General features: G+C 40.2%; 13 protein-coding genes and 1 tRNA gene. 4 read left to right on the forward strand and 10 right to left on the reverse strand.

Features of this window, described 5'->3' with window-relative positions; all coding sequences use genetic code 11:
* Positions 1-6: 6 nt before the first annotated feature.
* The 8 genes from tolA to RF53_RS12940 all read right to left on the reverse strand — a co-directional run bounded on the left by tolA (position 7) and on the right by RF53_RS12940 (position 8,588).
* Positions 7-933 (reverse strand): cell envelope integrity protein TolA, encoded by a 927-nt coding sequence (tolA, locus tag RF53_RS12905; RefSeq protein WP_006794473.1) that lies wholly within the window; start codon positions 931-933, stop codon positions 7-9.
* Positions 934-937: 4 nt separating this feature from the next.
* Entirely contained in the window at positions 938-1,366 is a 429-nt protein-coding gene (tolR, locus tag RF53_RS12910) for a protein TolR (protein WP_006794474.1), read from the reverse strand.
* Positions 1,353-2,057: a protein TolQ gene (gene tolQ / locus RF53_RS12915; RefSeq protein WP_006794475.1), complete on the reverse strand. Its 705-nt coding sequence runs from the start codon at positions 2,055-2,057 to the stop codon at positions 1,353-1,355. Before tolQ ends, tolR begins: the two co-directional genes overlap by 14 nt.
* Positions 2,058-3,094: 1,037 nt before the next feature.
* Positions 3,095-4,102, reverse strand: coding sequence for a Holliday junction branch migration DNA helicase RuvB (gene ruvB / locus RF53_RS12920; protein WP_039037913.1), 1,008 nt, complete (start codon positions 4,100-4,102; stop codon positions 3,095-3,097).
* Positions 4,103-4,109: 7 nt separating this feature from the next.
* Positions 4,110-4,727: a Holliday junction branch migration protein RuvA gene (ruvA, locus tag RF53_RS12925; protein WP_006794477.1), complete on the reverse strand. Its 618-nt coding sequence runs from the start codon at positions 4,725-4,727 to the stop codon at positions 4,110-4,112.
* Between the two features lie 2 nt (positions 4,728-4,729).
* Positions 4,730-5,254: a crossover junction endodeoxyribonuclease RuvC gene (gene ruvC / locus RF53_RS12930; protein WP_008131991.1), complete on the reverse strand. Its 525-nt coding sequence runs from the start codon at positions 5,252-5,254 to the stop codon at positions 4,730-4,732.
* Positions 5,255-5,383: 129 nt separating this feature from the next.
* Complete coding sequence (locus RF53_RS12935; RefSeq protein WP_039037914.1) at positions 5,384-7,885, reverse strand: ABC transporter permease; 2,502 nt, start codon at positions 7,883-7,885, stop codon at positions 5,384-5,386.
* Positions 7,875-8,588 (reverse strand): ABC transporter ATP-binding protein, encoded by a 714-nt coding sequence (locus tag RF53_RS12940; protein WP_006794480.1) that lies wholly within the window; start codon positions 8,586-8,588, stop codon positions 7,875-7,877. Before RF53_RS12940 ends, RF53_RS12935 begins: the two co-directional genes overlap by 11 nt.
* Here RF53_RS12940 and RF53_RS12945 point away from each other — a divergent pair, their 5' ends adjacent.
* The 3 genes from RF53_RS12945 to RF53_RS12955 all read left to right on the forward strand — a co-directional run bounded on the left by RF53_RS12945 (position 8,589) and on the right by RF53_RS12955 (position 10,451).
* The gene (locus RF53_RS12945) at positions 8,589-9,212 is read left to right on the forward strand and encodes an arylesterase (RefSeq protein WP_010557243.1); all 624 of its coding nucleotides are present in this window, start codon (positions 8,589-8,591) and stop codon (positions 9,210-9,212) included.
* Between the two features lie 110 nt (positions 9,213-9,322).
* Positions 9,323-9,399, forward strand: a tRNA-Pro gene (locus RF53_RS12950).
* Positions 9,400-9,866: 467 nt separating this feature from the next.
* Entirely contained in the window at positions 9,867-10,451 is a 585-nt protein-coding gene (locus RF53_RS12955; protein WP_039037915.1) for a hypothetical protein, read from the forward strand.
* Positions 10,452-10,597: 146 nt separating this feature from the next.
* Here the strand turns inward: RF53_RS12955 and RF53_RS12960 are convergent, their stop codons facing one another.
* Positions 10,598-10,846: a hypothetical protein gene (locus tag RF53_RS12960; protein WP_039037916.1), complete on the reverse strand. Its 249-nt coding sequence runs from the start codon at positions 10,844-10,846 to the stop codon at positions 10,598-10,600.
* A gap of 105 nt (positions 10,847-10,951) precedes the next feature.
* Positions 10,952-12,652: a cyanophycinase gene (locus tag RF53_RS12965; RefSeq protein WP_039037941.1), complete on the reverse strand. Its 1,701-nt coding sequence runs from the start codon at positions 12,650-12,652 to the stop codon at positions 10,952-10,954.
* A gap of 352 nt (positions 12,653-13,004) precedes the next feature.
* Here RF53_RS12965 and RF53_RS12970 point away from each other — a divergent pair, with 352 nt between their 5' ends.
* Positions 13,005-15,932 carry a TonB-dependent receptor domain-containing protein gene (locus RF53_RS12970; RefSeq protein ID WP_039037917.1) on the forward strand — a complete coding sequence of 976 codons (2,928 nt, stop codon included), beginning with the start codon at positions 13,005-13,007 and terminating at the stop codon, positions 15,930-15,932.
* The last annotated feature ends 13 nt before the right edge of the window (positions 15,933-15,945 follow it).

Raw genomic sequence — 15,945 nt, forward strand, 5'->3', positions numbered from 1 at the left:
ATTCCTTTAAAATTCTGGCTTGATTGTTAAGTTAATATTTTTTAGCTGGTCAAACACGTCTCTGTCTTTAGACACAGGTAATGTGTCGGCCATACGAACCGCTCTGAGCGCGGCTTCACACACTAGCTTATCACCACCTAAAGACTTAACTTGCGTAACTAAACCATTAAAGCCAAGACGAATATTCACTCGACATTGTTGGTTTTTCATTTTTTCATCAATTAACAAGTTTTGTTGGATACGCGCCATAATCAAAGCACGGTATTTGTCAACTTCACTCGCAACTTGTTGCTGGCGTATTTTACTACGTGCAGCCTGCTCTTTAGCAAGTTGTTCTTGTAATATTTGTTCTTGTAATGCTTGTTGACGCTTACGTTCAGCTTCGGCTGCACGCTCTTTAGCTTCTTGCTCACGCTTAATACGTTCAGCTTCTGCTTTTTTTAGCGCTTCTTCTTCAAGCTTACGTTTATCTGCCGCGGCTTTTGCTGCCTTTTCAGCCTCTTGTTTTTGCTTTTCTGCTTGCTTAGCTTTGGCACGCTCTTTTTGCTCTATCTCACGCGCCTTTTTTGCTTGAGCTTCAGCTTGCGCTTTTTCTTTCTCTTTGGCTTTGCGTTCACGCTCAAGTTTTTTAATGTTTCGAGCCTCAGATTCACGTTGTTTGCGAGCATCAGCAGCCCTGCGTTCTAAATCACGTATCCGCTTATCTTCAGCACGCTTTTTATCTTTTTCTTTTTTTTGTAGCTCAGCAATTTTTTGCTCAACCATTTTTTGGTCAACTGTTACCGCAGAAACAGCATTGTCGGGTTCAGGTATAGCCGTGTTTAACGTCACTTCCATTACTTTAGGGGTTGGTGCATGAATGTTAGCTGACGCGTACAACAATCCGCCCAAACCTAAATGCAATACCACCGATTTTACTAATGCACTACTCATCCAGTTAATTCCCCTCAAAGGATTCGGTCATTAATCCCACTGACGGCACACCTGCGTTTTTCAAAAAATCCATTAGCAATAACACTTCTTGATAAGAAACTTTACCAGAACCTTTAATCATTACAGGTACATCTGGATTTTTCATTAACTGCAATTTAATCACAGCGGCTACATCGAGTGCTTCCATTGGTTCCTCTGGATCAGTACCTACACTGACGTAATATTTACCCTCAGCATCAATAGACGCAATGATTGGTGGTGTATCTTTTGTATCAACTAAATCAGATTCTTCCATTTTTGGTAAATCTACTTTTACACCGTGAGTAATTAGTGGTGCAGTCGCCATGAAAATAATAAGCAGCACCAACATTACATCGATATAAGGTACTACATTAATTTCTGCTACTGGGCGGCGCTTTTTACGATGATACATTCGCTTGTGCCTCTATTTGTGTAGCTGCTTGACGGTGTAAAATATTAGCAAACTCTTCCATAAAGTTGATGTAGTGAGATTCAAGCTTTTCAACACTGTTTGAAAAACGGTTATAAGCAATTACGGCAGGAATTGCAGCAAATAAGCCCATTGCCGTAGCAATTAGAGCCTCAGCTATGCCCGGAGCAACCATTTGTAATGTGGCTTGTTTTACTTCACCCAATGCAATAAAGGCATTCATAATACCCCACACAGTGCCAAATAAACCGATGTAAGGACTTATAGAACCGACCGTTGCTAAGAACGATAGGCTTTTTTCAATTTTTTCTATTTCACGTGACAACGCTACACGCATTGAACGATGCGTACCTTCCATTACTATACTTGCGCCTTGAAATGTATTTTTTTTATGACGCGCAAATTCTTTAAAGCCTGCTGTAAATAACGCCTCAATACCATGAGATTGAGCACTACGAGATGAAATTTCGTTATAAAGCTTACTTAAATCAATGCCTGACCAAAACTTTTGCTCAAACTTTTTAGCATTCGAAAGCGCATCAGAGATTGCTTTTTTACGTTGAAAAATAATAGCCCACGACATAACCGACATGGCAACTAGCCCTAACATTACTAATTGTACAAGCAAACTGGCTTCTAAAATTAGATCCAAAAAATTAAGCCCTGATCCCACATTAAACTCCTAAATAGTATCAAAATACGTCAATTGTAATGATTTGTGCAATTATGACCGCAACTAAGGTCAATTAGTTGCATCTAGTGTATCGAGTCCATTTCAAACTAACAACGATATTGCTATGAATAGCCAACAAAAAACGTTAAAAATCGGCTATGTTGTTTATTTTTTACGCCTGGTTATATAAATTTTTATTCAAACAAAATAAAAACTCAGGTTCAGCTGCGTAATTATATAAATAAACATCATAAAACACGCCATTTATTCAAAATTAATGCATAAACACGCAAAACCACGTTAACGTTACCTACCAGAATACTAAAACTAATACCGAACAATTATACAAAAATATACTTAAGTACTATTTTTCATTAACTTATAAAATATATGGTTATTTAACGAACAATTTACAAACTACAACAAAACTAAATACATTAGTTTTTTTTATCTGAAAAAACAAATTTTCTAGTTTGAACAATTTTTAGATATTCCGTATTATTCTTCCATACCGAGCTAGCGCATTAAATGAAACTGTTTCATTATGTCCTGTTCTTAGTAATATGATTTTAAGTCGTATTACATTGTTTTACTCTATTTGCATAAAACCTAACAGTGTAAAACATGGTTCCCCCAGATTACTTCCTTTAACTTGTTGTTAGCCCGCATTATTTGCGGGCTTTTTTTTACCTGAAATTTGGCCTACACCAAAATATACGGATTCATTTAATATTGTTTATTGAGCCAGAAATTTTGGACTAAACCTAAACAGTCATAGTCAGCACTGACTAAGTTGAATTTTATGAAAGGCACAATAGCCACACACGCCTTAACGCCCTGTGAATTGTTGGTTAACCTGAACGCTGGATAATAAATCTATCTCAAACAGCTATTGTCAGCGCAAACTACGTTGAATTTACTTGCAATAGGCTAGTTAATGATAAAGAAAATAACTTTTCGTAGATAAAATACGTTATAAAAGAAAGTGCCCTTGCTAAAGCTAATTTTTAGCAAGGGTTTAGGAAAGGTGTTTATAATTAGTCTTTTTTAGGTAACAAGCCAAAATGATGGTACGCATTGTCAGACACAATACGGCCGCGCGGCGTTCGCTGAATAAACCCTTGTTGAATTAAAAACGGCTCAATAACATCTTCTATTGTTTCACGCTCTTCACCAATGGCAGCGGCTAAATTATCGAGCCCTACAGGACCACCCATGAATTTTTCAATGATGGCTAATAAGTATTTACGATCCATATAATCAAAACCGCTTTTATCTACGTCAATCATGTCGAGTGCTTGCTGCGCGACGTCTGCATTTACAGTGCCATCAGATTTAACCTGAGTATAATCTCGCACACGGCGCAATAAACGATTAGCAATACGCGGCGTACCCCGTGATCGTTTAGCTATTTCACTAGCGCCATCGTCACACATTTCTAAATCAAGATAATGAGCTGAGCGGCCCACTATATGCGATAAATCCTCTACTGAATAAAACTCTAAACGCTGCACTATGCCAAAGCGGTCACGCAGTGGCGATGTGAGTGAGCCTGCACGTGTTGTAGCACCTATTAACGTAAATGGCGGCAAATCCAGTTTAATAGAACGTGCAGCAGGGCCTTCTCCTATCATTATGTCAAGCTGATAGTCTTCCATTGCAGGGTAAAGTATTTCTTCAACCTGTGGGCTTAACCTGTGGATCTCGTCGATAAACAGTACATCGCCTTCTTCAAGGTTTGTAAGAAGTGCCGCTAAATCGCCTGCTTTTTCAAGTACAGGTCCTGAGGTGGTTTTAATATTTACGTTTAATTCGTTTGCTACAATATTCGCCAGCGTGGTTTTTCCTAAACCTGGCGGACCAAATATTAATAAATGATCAAGCGCTTCATCGCGGCTGCGTGCAGCTTCAATAAATATTTCCATTTGCTGCTTAACATGCGGTTGACCTCGGTAATCAGCCAACAGTTTTGGCCTAATTGCTCGGTCAATCGAGTCTTCATTTGTTTTTTCAGTCGCGTCAATTAAGCGATCCGCTTCAATCATGGGTTACTCACAACATCGATTTTAAAGATTCTTTTATAAGAACCTCAGTAGACATATCCGGTTTACTCACCGATTTTACTGCTTTTTGTGCCTGTGGCAATTTATACCCTAATGCAACAAGTGCAGAAACGGCATCATCCGCTGCATTATTAGCAACTAATGCATCGCTGTGAGGCTCTATCACTGCGCTATCACTAAATGGTGTAAATAAATCATTACCCCAATCTTTTAGACGGTCTTTCATCTCAAGCACTAAACGTTCAGCTGTTTTTTTACCCACACCCGGTAATTTAACCAGCGATGTAGCATCTTCATTATTTACACAGCTAACAAACTGTTGCGCCGACATTCCCGATAAAATAGCGAGCCCGAGTTTTGGCCCTACCCCATTAGCTTTTAAAAGCTCTCTAAATAATGCGCGCTCTGTTTTATTATTAAAACCAAACAGTAATTGCGCATCTTCACGCACTACAAAATGAGTATAAACAATCGTGTTTTCACCCACTTTTGGTAAGTCGTAAAAACAGGTCATTGGCATTTGTACTTCATAACCCACGCCGCTTACTTCAAGTAAAATTTCGGGGGGTTGTTTTTCAACTAAAATACCATTTAAGCGGCCTATCATTGTTATTTCCTTAAGCGTCCTCTAACGGTTTTGCTTGCGCTGCCCGCTAGTTTAATTAAATTTTGTTCTGAATGAGCATGGCAAATTGCTATTGCTAATGCATCTGCTGCATCGGCTTGAGGCGTACCTGGTAATTTTAGAATATTTTTTACCATATGCTGGACTTGGCTTTTGTCTGCACCACCGTTGCCTACTACAGCTTGTTTAATTTGCCTTGCCGAATACTCAAACACTGGCAAATCAGCCATTGCAGCACCCACAATGGCAGCACCACGCGCTTGGCCAAGTTTTAATGCAGAATCGGGATTATGAGCCATAAATACTTTTTCTATAGCAAACGTTTCAGGCGAAAACTGCTCAACAAGTTGAGTGATGCCCTGGTAAATCATTTTAAGACGTACCGGAAAAGGATGATCGGCTAATTTTATACAACCACTGCCTAAATAAGTAAATTTAGCACCTTGGTGAGCAACTACACCGTAACCAGTCAAACGCGATCCTGGGTCGATCCCTAAAATAATGGCCAAATCACATTCTCGTTGTTTTTATTGTAAATTAGGCTAATAATGCCAGAGTACTGTATAAAATACCAGTACCAAGCAAAAACAAAAATGCTCGCTTAAATAGCGAGCATTTTAAACGCAATAATAGTTAGTTTACCCTAAAGCGCGAACTAACCCTTGGGTGTTTTGTTTAAGGGTACGGGCAATCATTAAATAACCCAACCCGGCTACAAATAAACCACCAGCAAGCGGGCCTATAATCCATATGTGTGGATGAAGCTTGCCCGTAAGTTCAAACATTTGTTGCTGCACAATCAAAAGCGCTAAGTCGCTAAAAAATGCAGCAACTAAACCGGCTAACCCACCCAATAATAAAAACTCGTACAAGGTCGCATTTTTAATTAAACGGCTTTTAGCACCTAATGTTCTTAAAATTACAATTTCTTGCATGCGTTCACCTAAGCTCGCTTGCACTTGCGAAATGAGTACTAATGCACCGCACAAAACAACAATGGCAAGTACAAAACCAATAGCAAGTGAGACTTGCGATATTGTGGTTTGTATTTGCTTTACAAAGTTGTCTACATCGATTGCAGTAATGGTTGGATAGGTGCGCAACAGTTGGCTAAAGTCGCGCTTTTGCTCAGGTTCTATCCTAACCGACGAAATATAAGTCGCCGGAAAGTCTTTAAGTACATCTGGGCTGAGTATAATAAAGAAGTTGGGTTTAAGCGTTGCCCAGTTAACTGTGCGAACGCTGGTAATTTTAGCATCGAACGACTGCGCGCCAATTAAAAAGGTAAGTGTGTCGCCAATTTCAACATCAAGGCGCTCTAACATCGACTCTTCAACTGATGCCTCGGCCACTGCGTTTTCACCAAACCATTCACCTTGAATTATCTCGTTTTGAGCCGGTACATCTTTAAGCCACGTTAAGTTTAGCTCACGGCCAATACCCGAACGCGCTTCTTCATCTTTTTTCTCATTGTCTTGAAGAGATACTTCACGTGCAACCAACTCACCATTTACCGCGTTAACACGCCCTCGAATCGTTGGGTAGAAGTCAGACACTAAAATGTCTTTCTCAGCAAGGTAATTATTGATTGGTTCAAGGTCGTTTTGCGTAATATTAACTAAAAATGCATTGGGCGCATCGCTTGGTAATTGCGACTGCCAATCAGCAATCATGTCATTTTTAAGCACAACTAAAAACAGAAGCAGTTTAATGGCGAGCGAAAAACTAATAAGTTGAACTGCATTTACATTGGCACGCTTTTGAATCGACGCAATAGCCAATGACCAACTATTACCTGGTTTTAAACCCAGTTTTCGGCCACCGCCAAATATAAGTTTAGATATTAAAAACAACACGCCAATTAAAGTTAGTGTGGTTATAAATAATATTAGCGTTATTTTTATATTGTTACTAAATAACCACATTAACAAAAACACGGTCAATGCACTCATACCCAAGTGCATGCGGCTCACCGCTAGTTTGTCACCTAAATTACGACGCAGTACCCTAAGCGGCGGAATATCGAACAAATCAAATAACGGTTTAATAGAAAACATAACGGCGCAAATTACACCCGTACTAATTGCTACAAGCCAAGGCTTAAATCCACCCATGGGCAATTCGCTTCCCATACTTTTTGAAAGGTATCCGGTGGCTATTTCTTGCAAGCCGTAACCAATCAATAAACCTATACTCACAGCCATTGCACATACAAGCAATAAGTGAAGCATGTAAATTTTGCGGATCATTGAGCGACTGCCGCCTAATGTTTTCATCATCGCAACTGGGTCATATTGGCGCTCGCAGTATCGTTTGGCTGATACAGCAATCGCTACTGCAGCCAAAATAATACCTAGTAAACCCGCTAACAATAAAAAACTCTCTGCTCGGTTTAAACTGTTTGAAATTGGTGATTGACGGTCTTTAACACCGTACCATTGTTGGTTTTCTTTCATTTGTGGCTTTAACCAGTCATAAAAGCTGTTTATGTCGTCTTCACTACCGGCATAGAGCTGACGATAAAAAACACGGCTCCCAGGCTGAACAACCTCTGTTTTTGGCACATCTGCAATATTTATTAATACACGACGGCTACTTGAAAATACATTGAATGGCGCATCAGGCTCCTCAACGATCACTTTTTCAACATTAAATAACGCAGCACCTAGCTCAACTTGCGAGCCAATATCAATGTTTAGCGAGTAAAAAACAGACTCACTGAGCCATACATTGCCTGGATTTGGGCCATCGTTTGCAATAACCGTTTCACCTAGTAATGTGTTTTTTACTTTTAGCTGCCCTTTTAACGGGTATGCGTCTGACGCTGCTTTCACCGAGCTAAATTGCATTTCGTCATTAGCAAATAACATGGTGTCGAAGTACACCATTTGCGCGGTTTGTAAGTTTTGACTTTTAGCTTGCTCAATAAAAGCGGTGTCAATGGCATGGCTGCTTGCCAATACTCGGTCAGCAGCAATAAACGCACTGCTTTTTTGTGCAATGCTTTGTGCTATTCGATCTGTCACCATAGACAAGGTAAGTACAGTTAATACCGCTAAGGCAATAGCTGCACTAATTACCGTTAGCTCACCTCTTCGAAATTCTCGCGCAAATAATTTAAGCGCTAATTTAGCCCACATTTGCAACGTCCTCTGCTTCACTTTTTACAAGTAAGCCCGCTTCTATCTGAATAATATGCTCACATTTTTGAGCGAGTCCTTCATCGTGCGTCACTAAAATAAGCGTTGTACCATGTTGAGAATTTAAGTCGAACAGCAGCGACTCAATCATTTTGCCGTTCTTACTATCTAAGTTAGCTGAAGGCTCATCGGCAAATAAAATTTTGGGTGTACCAATAAAAGCGCGGGCAATAGCAACACGCTGTTGCTCACCACCCGAAAGCTGAGATGGGTAATGATCTGTTCGGTGGCTTAGGCCTACTTTTTTAAGCAAAGCAAGTGCCTGCTCCTTAGCATCACTTTTTCCCGCTAGTTCTGCAGGCAACATTACGTTCTCAAGAGCGGTTAAGCTTTGCACCAACATGAAAGACTGAAATACAAAACCAATTTTAGCGGCACGAAGTGCTGCACGCGCTTCTTCATCTAAATCATGAAGCGGCTCACCGTCTAAAAATATTTCGCCATTAGTCGCTGTATCCAAGCCTGCTAATAAACTCAACAAAGTAGACTTACCTGATCCCGACGTGCCAACAATAGCAACAGACTCACCGTGCTTGACATTAAAGCTGATGTCGCTGAGGATGGGCAACTCACCTTCAAAGGTAGTTACTATTTTAGACAAACCATTAACTTGAATTATATTTAATTGAGAAAGCGCTGACATATGACTCATTCAATCCTTCGTTTAGTATTCATTTTATTTTTAGTTATCAAACCGCTGAGTGCAGCAGCCGACAACACGATTTTAATACTTGGTGACAGTTTAAGCGCAGCCTATGGCCTACAACAAGAGCAAGGCTGGGTAAAATTGTTACAAGATAAGTACAATGACGAGCAAGCCGACATTGCACTTGTAAACGCCAGCATTAGTGGCGAAACGTCTGGCGGTGCACTGCGCCGTTTAGATGCATTACTTACCCAATACCAACCAACACACGTGCTTATAGAGCTTGGTGCAAATGACGGTCTTCGCGGATTTCCGGTAAAAAAAATGCAAGCTAATTTGACCTCGCTGATACAAAAAAGCCAAGCAGCTAATGCTATGACCGCGCTGATGGAAATTTACATTCCACCTAACTACGGCCCTCGCTACAGCAAAATGTTTACTGATAGCTTTAGCCAAATTAGCGAAGAAACTAATACGCACTTATTAAACTTTTTTATGCTCAATATCGCTGATAAACCAGAGCTAATGCAAAACGATGGGTTACACCCTAACAAAAAAGCACAGCCGTTGATACGTGATGAGATGTACGACTCGATCAAAACTTGGTTGAATAAAGACTAAAAAAATAACCTAGCTTAAGTGGGATTTTTAGCTCACTTGCCTAATAAACACCCAAACAAACAATCGCTTATTGATTTTTAAAAAAATACACGTACTATTGCACTCAACGTCGGTATGTAGCGCAGCCTGGTAGCGCACTGTCATGGGGTGGCAGGGGTCGAGAGTTCGAATCTCTCCATACCGACCAATTAACTCCCTCCTGTTTCTATAATTAAACTTCAAAAAAGTATTAACCTGAAAAATAAATTTACTTAGAGATTACTTAAACCAGCGGTTAAATGACTACAAATTGCGCCTAAAAAACAGTGCCTATCAATTGGTCCTTACTTAGTATGCAGCAATATCTTAAAACCATCCTTACGTGTCGACATTTCACCAGGTGCTGATTATTAACTTAATAAAACAACAAAGTAACAAAACCCTTTTTAGTTTTTAAAAGCACATGAAGGCACTAAATATACTTTAAGTATATTGTTATTCGCTTAAGCATAATCTGGATGAAATATAACAAGCGCGACTAACGATACACGTTTAATTTACAAAAAATCCCAACAAAACTTTTCATTATAGTAAAGAAAACAAATAAGCCTGCACACTTATTGAGCATTTTATTTAATTAACATATGATAGGGTTTTATTTTTACGGTGTTGAACATGGACTTTTCAGCTGAAGAATTAAACTTTATCTCTGACTTATTTAAGCCAGAAGATCAGGAAGTAAAACCAAATCATAAGCTTACTTTACAAAGTAGTGTGCCCGCAGGCATTGCGCACCTATTAAGCAATGCAAGCTTAACGCTATTAGCAAAAGTTGCGCACTATCAATTGTGGTTTCCGCTTGATTTAAAAATAGATCCCTCTGGGGTTATTAACCCAACACTCAGTGCGCCTGAAGTTATTGATACTAAAGGCACACAGCGCAGTTGGCGTTGGAGCCAGCTCAATATAAAAAGCGAAGGTTTTTATATTGAGTCTATATCTAGCACAGGGATATTTTTAAAACCTCTAAAAGATAACAGCCGACTGGGTAATATGAAAAACGTGCAGTTTACATTACCAAACGAAGAGTGTATTTCAATTGATATAGAGCCTATTAGGCAAAATAAATCAGGAATGGCTGCAAAAATTACACGTATAATTACCGGAAAAGAGCAGTTAAGAACCTACCTATTTGAAGAGCATAAACGCCAATACTCGGCATTATATGAAAATGGTCAATTAGTAAACGAAATACGTTAATATGCGAGTTATGCAGTAAAGCCTTCATTTATTTAGCCTAAATCGGTTTTTTACCTTTTATATTTCTTAGCCTTGCTTGATGTTTTAACTCATTTTAAATTTTGCAAAAAAAAAGCGCTAAACAGCGCTTATTGATTTATATGTAACTAGTGTTTGGGCTTTACACCGTTACGAACCATATCTTGCCCATTAGTATATACATCTTCGGTGATACCGCGGGCCAATAATAGCTGCTGTTTATCATCAAATACGGCAATAAAACGGGTGCCGTCTGAGTTTTTAGTTACCATACCAACGCCAGATACTCCTTTTAACCCATAACCGCCGCTTTCAACTTCCAGTAAAAAAGCTTCTAAGTCTGCTAAGTTATCGATTACATCACTTTCGTTATTCATGTTAAAACTCTTTCTATTTCTCTTTGCTTTGAGCAAAGTGGTTATACGTTATATCGGTTATTTTATAGAGCTGGTACTTAAAATCCAAATATTTACGCCTTAAACTTAAAACGACTCGACCACCAGCGATAAATTACTCACAGCACAACCAAATGGTTTGGTGTTTATTCGGTCATAGCGTGTATCAGCATTTGCATTCAAGCTAATTAAAAATTCATCTTGCTGAGCAACCGCACTTTGCTCTTGAGCGAGGCACATAGCTTGTGTCAAAGAGCGTAATTTTGCATCCGTTAAAATACTGCCAAAACGCTGAACTGGTAAAGGCGGTATTTTAATTGCTGGTAATGCTTGGCTGATACTGCGCTGACTTAAGGTAAAATCGTTATTTTTAATATCAATCACACTGCCCACAGGCCAATAAGAGTAACTATAGGTTTTAGTTTTAACCTGAGCTTGCCCTGTTGATTTAACCATCACTACACCATTTTTGCCAATTACAGTCATTAAATTGCCAGCTTCAGATTTAATCACCACTAGAGCGGTGGTTTCGTCTACACCAAAACCGAATGTCGGCTGAGCTTTGTTTGCGTTTAAGTCGTCGAGCAAAGTGCCTAGTCTTAATGTACGGTTTCGCTCGCTAAAGTGTGTATCGAGTACACCGTAACTAAATGTGCCTAAACCCCCAAAGCGGTTGTAAGTTAAACCATCGCTGTTTGAGCGCTCACTGGGGGCATCAATGGCTTGTGCGCCTTCTTTCAATGCCGACAAGCTAGTGCCATTGGTGATCATCACCACATTACCACCGTGGGCTTGCCCACCACTTTGCACCGCGGTACCTGCACTTGTTCCAACAATAACAGGGCGAGACTGTAATGCTTTTGTCCAAGGGTAAGGCTGGTTATTTTCATCAAATAATACTTTTCGAGTTAGGCTTTGATCGCCACCATTAAACATGACACCGGTACTGTTTTTGATTAGCTCGATTAAAGCGTCGGTGCCTTTTTTACACAATTGATATTCAGCTTGTGTGCGATCAGGGTAAATATGTTCGCGTTGATATAGCCCCATTTCTGAGTGCCTAAGCGTGGTTAAATCATCACACTTATTGGTGGTTATTGCTTTAGCAAGCGCAGGGGTTAATGCAAGCCATTGCGAATTTACATTAGGGAAGCTTAGTAATCCTTCGTAAAAATCAGCAGATTCATAAGGGTCTCTACTTGAGGCGGTAATGGCCAGCATACTCGGGTTGGAGTTATTAACTTTTAAACTACCTGATATAAACTGCAGAATCTCTGTCGCTGCCGATTCGCTATTAAGCGCGGTATTTACCCGCTCTTTTAGCCGCGTGTTGTCGCTTTGGATTTGCGCTACTTCAAGCATATCTATTACAAAATTGTATTCTTGATCCGATAAACTATTGAGCTGTTTGCTATCAATATCGCGCCACAACCATAACAGTTCTTTTTTCGATAACGTGGGCGATGATTTAGCCTGCATTGTTGCTAAATTTTTAATAGTATTGTTTTTAGCTTGGCTATTTTTACTGGGCCATTGTTGCTTTATTTGGCTAATTTTAGTGTGAGAGAGCGTAAATACATTATGCGTTTTACCCGAAATCTGAGTATTTTTTTCACAGTTTTTGGGGCTTAAACTGGCACATGTTGTGAGAGCTCCCCCCACTAAAACGAGAGTTTGACTAGACTCTTTTGCGCTTACTTGCAGCGAAAAAGCGACAAGAACAGATAAAAAAGCGGTTATTATTCGCGATTTAACTAACCGCTTGTTTGGTAAATATATTCGTTCCATTATGTTACACTCATGTAAAAATTTATAAAAAATGACTTGCGAGAGAGCCTCTCGCTTGCTATAAAAAAAAGGAACTTTAAAACGCGAGTAAGCTAGCACCCATTTGCTGGCTTTGTCAAAAACCTTTTTGGAACGAGAATTATGTTTAAAAAAGCAACATTGCTTACAACATATTTCTACTCACCCCACTACCTTTCGGAGTGGTTTGACGAGTAGCCCACCACCTCACTGATTTCTGTGAGGGGCTCAGCGTGTCATTTCACCACTGCCCTGTCTAAAAAACATAATAATTAAAGCCTTAAGAAATATTAAACCTATTTCTGCGCGCTTAAAAAAGACAAAAGGTACTACAATGTTTCGTCAACTAACTATTGCGGCCACAGTAAGCGCTTTACTGAGCCCTATTACCTGTGCGTACGCACAAGAAACTCAAACTGATACCAACATTGAACGAGTAGAAGTAACAGGATCACGTTTAAAAGGCGTTGATCTGGAAGGCACTATTCCACTAACCGTGTTAGACCAAGATGCGATTAAACGCTCTGGCGCTAATACCATCCATGAATTACTCAAAGATTTATCTGTATTTAAAGGCGGGAGCGGTACGTTCTCAACCTCTGAAAGTGGCGGTACGTCTACTTCTACACCAGCGGGCCAATCAGCAGCGAGTTTAAGAGGCATGGGACCTTCGGCAACGCTTACATTAATTAATGGCCGCCGAGTTGCACCTAGCTCATTTGCTGCTGGTACTGAAAACTTTGTAGATGTGAATTCAATTCCGCTAGCCGCCATTGAGCGTATTGATATTTTAGCCACCGGTGCATCAGCCGTTTATGGTGCCGATGCTGTAGCGGGTGTTATTAATTACATCTTAAAAGATGATTTTGAAGGCGCTGAAATCAATACTTCGTTTGCCGATAGCTTTGATCAGCATGACGAAAGTAAAAAGCAGCTAAACTTAGTGTATGGTACAAAAATAGGCGAGAGTAACTTAACGGTATTTGCAGATATATACGACCGTAACGCTTTTAGAGCAACCGACCGCGATTATACCGCTTCACCTTCTTTAGTTAATGGTTACTCGTATTTACCTAAGCTGGAGAACTCACCGAATATTTATTATTTCAGCAGCCGAGATGGTAACGAACTTCCATCACCAAACTGTAAAACCGAATTAGTGACTACTGAATTTGGTGAACAAATTTGTGCTTACTACCCTAACCAAGATGATTACCTAGATACGCCATTTGAAAGCCTTTCAACCGGCTTTATGTTTAATAGCGAGCTCGGTGGTCTACAATGGCACACTGACTTTTTTTACAGTCAAACCAAAGCAAAAGCGTATTCTTCTCCCTCACCTATTAACCAAATTAATGACGACGACGGCCCGTTTATTTTAGAAGACGCCTTATTTATTTACGATAATACCGATGGTAGTAATGATTTAATGGATCAACTCTACATTGACCCATTTGATACTCAAAGTGGCCGAGAAGTATATGGTTTTGGCTTTGATGCCCGCTTTAATGCCCAAAGAACAGTGGAAGTAGAAACGAAAAACTTTCGCTTAGTAAGTAGCCTAAGTGGTGAAATTGGCGACTGGGGCTGGGAGTCTGGTGTTACTCTTTCTCGCTCGCGCTCAGAGCAGGAGGCTATTGCAGGGGTATATAATCGTTACCAGTTTCATGGCGCGATCACCGGCGAGCTGTGTTCAGACGGTACATTAGCGAGTTTTGACGGTACTGACTTAAACTGTGCATCGGGAGAACTGCTGCCTTTTTACAACCCTTTCCTTCAAGGCGACGCCGCTAACGATGCTGTTTTGGCAACAGCGCAAGCTCGCCCAACACGTAGCGGAGAAAGTACTGTTTACGGCTGGGATGCTAACTTTAATGGTGAGCTATTTACCTTTAACGACCTGCCTGCCTATGCCTCATTTGGGGTAGAAGCACGCCGTGAAGAGTTAAACGACATTCCTTCGCTTAATTCACAAGCTCAAGCAGGTAATGATTACCTTGTTGATGTATTTGGCTTTGGCTCTAGTTTATCAGAGGCCGATCGCACTCAATATGCAGCGTTTGCTGAATTAAGTATTTCACTGAGTGAGCAAGTAGAGCTTCAAGCAGCGGGTCGATACGATCATTACGATGATTTTGATGGCACCTTTAATCCTAAAATTGGTTTGAGCTATCGCCCGACTGATTCGTTAATTGTTCGTGGTTCATGGTCAACCTCGTTTAGGGCACCATCATTAACGCAGGCTGGTGTTAAATTAAGAACCACACAATCTACTTTTGACTGTGGTGCAAACCAAGCTGTAGCTGATTTATACTGTATGGGTGATGGCACCGAAGTAAGTGTTAATTCGTTAGAGTTAGGTAACCCTAATTTAAATGCAGAAGAATCTGAAGCTATTAGTGTTGGTTTTGCATGGAGCCCATCGGCTAATACTAATTTAACCCTTGATTATTGGCAGTTTGATCATGAAGAAGTAATTGATACTAACATGACCGCAGTGTTAGATCGCGCCATAACCGATGCATCACTTCGTCACTGTGGCATTGTACCACCGGGCGAGCAAGGCATATCGTACGATGAAGCATTATGTGATGTCACCGACACCAGTGGTTTAAACATAGAGCAAGACGGAGCCAACTTAACTGAAATCTTAGCCAGCTACATCGATGAATTCAACCCACGTGATAACGAGCTATTCTTACCGCTGTTTCGCGATCATGCTATCCCACTTGAAAACACCGGTACTCAAACTTTAGCTGGCATAGACTTTAAGTTTGATCACCGCTTTAGGCTATCAGGTGGCGACTTAACCTTTGCGTTTGACGGCACTCATTACCTTGAGTTTGAACGTAATAAACCGGGGTCTGACTCGTTAGAGAAGTTGGTAGGAACTTATCGTTACCCTGAAAACATTGCTCGTATGTCAATAGATTGGGAAGCGCAAAGTTACTACCTTAACTTAGGTGCAAACTACACCAGCAGCTACGAAGATGATATAGAAGGCCTGCGTGGGCGTGAAATTGATGAACTAGATTCACTTGGCGTATTAGACTCAAAAGGTGAGCATCAGGTTGACGATTGGCTCGTTTGGGATTTATCAGCGGGTTACTATGTTAATAAATCGCTGACTTTGCGTGCGCGTATCAATAATATTTTTGATAAAGAGCCACCCACACTTTTTGGTTCAAGCCGCGGATTTGATTCAATTAATCATAATGCCCTTGGTGCTAATTATAAATTAAGTATTAGCTACCGCTTTTAACCACTTAGCCGCA

The sequence above is a fragment of the Pseudoalteromonas sp. ECSMB14103 genome, assembly GCF_000813065.1.
Classification (GTDB): domain Bacteria; phylum Pseudomonadota; class Gammaproteobacteria; order Enterobacterales; family Alteromonadaceae; genus Pseudoalteromonas; species Pseudoalteromonas marina.

Excerpts from the sequence above, each read along its gene's own strand:
- RF53_RS12970 (WP_039037917.1), top strand. The coding sequence starts at position 13,005 with ATGTTTCGTCAACTAACTATTGCGGCCACAGTAAGCGCTTTACTGAGC.
- tolR (WP_006794474.1), bottom strand. The coding sequence starts at position 1,366 with ATGTATCATCGTAAAAAGCGCCGCCCAGTAGCAGAAATTAATGTAGTA.
- tolA (WP_006794473.1), bottom strand. The coding sequence starts at position 933 with ATGAGTAGTGCATTAGTAAAATCGGTGGTATTGCATTTAGGTTTGGGC.
- RF53_RS12960 (WP_039037916.1), bottom strand. The coding sequence starts at position 10,846 with ATGAATAACGAAAGTGATGTAATCGATAACTTAGCAGACTTAGAAGCT.
- ruvB (WP_039037913.1), bottom strand. The coding sequence starts at position 4,102 with ATGATTGAAGCGGATCGCTTAATTGACGCGACTGAAAAAACAAATGAA.
- RF53_RS12935 (WP_039037914.1), bottom strand. The coding sequence starts at position 7,885 with ATGTGGGCTAAATTAGCGCTTAAATTATTTGCGCGAGAATTTCGAAGA.
- RF53_RS12965 (WP_039037941.1), bottom strand. The coding sequence starts at position 12,652 with ATGGAACGAATATATTTACCAAACAAGCGGTTAGTTAAATCGCGAATA.
- RF53_RS12940 (WP_006794480.1), bottom strand. The coding sequence starts at position 8,588 with ATGTCAGCGCTTTCTCAATTAAATATAATTCAAGTTAATGGTTTGTCT.
- ruvA (WP_006794477.1), bottom strand. The coding sequence starts at position 4,727 with ATGATAGGCCGCTTAAATGGTATTTTAGTTGAAAAACAACCCCCCGAA.
- RF53_RS12945 (WP_010557243.1), top strand. The coding sequence starts at position 8,589 with ATGACTCATTCAATCCTTCGTTTAGTATTCATTTTATTTTTAGTTATC.
- RF53_RS12955 (WP_039037915.1), top strand. The coding sequence starts at position 9,867 with ATGGACTTTTCAGCTGAAGAATTAAACTTTATCTCTGACTTATTTAAG.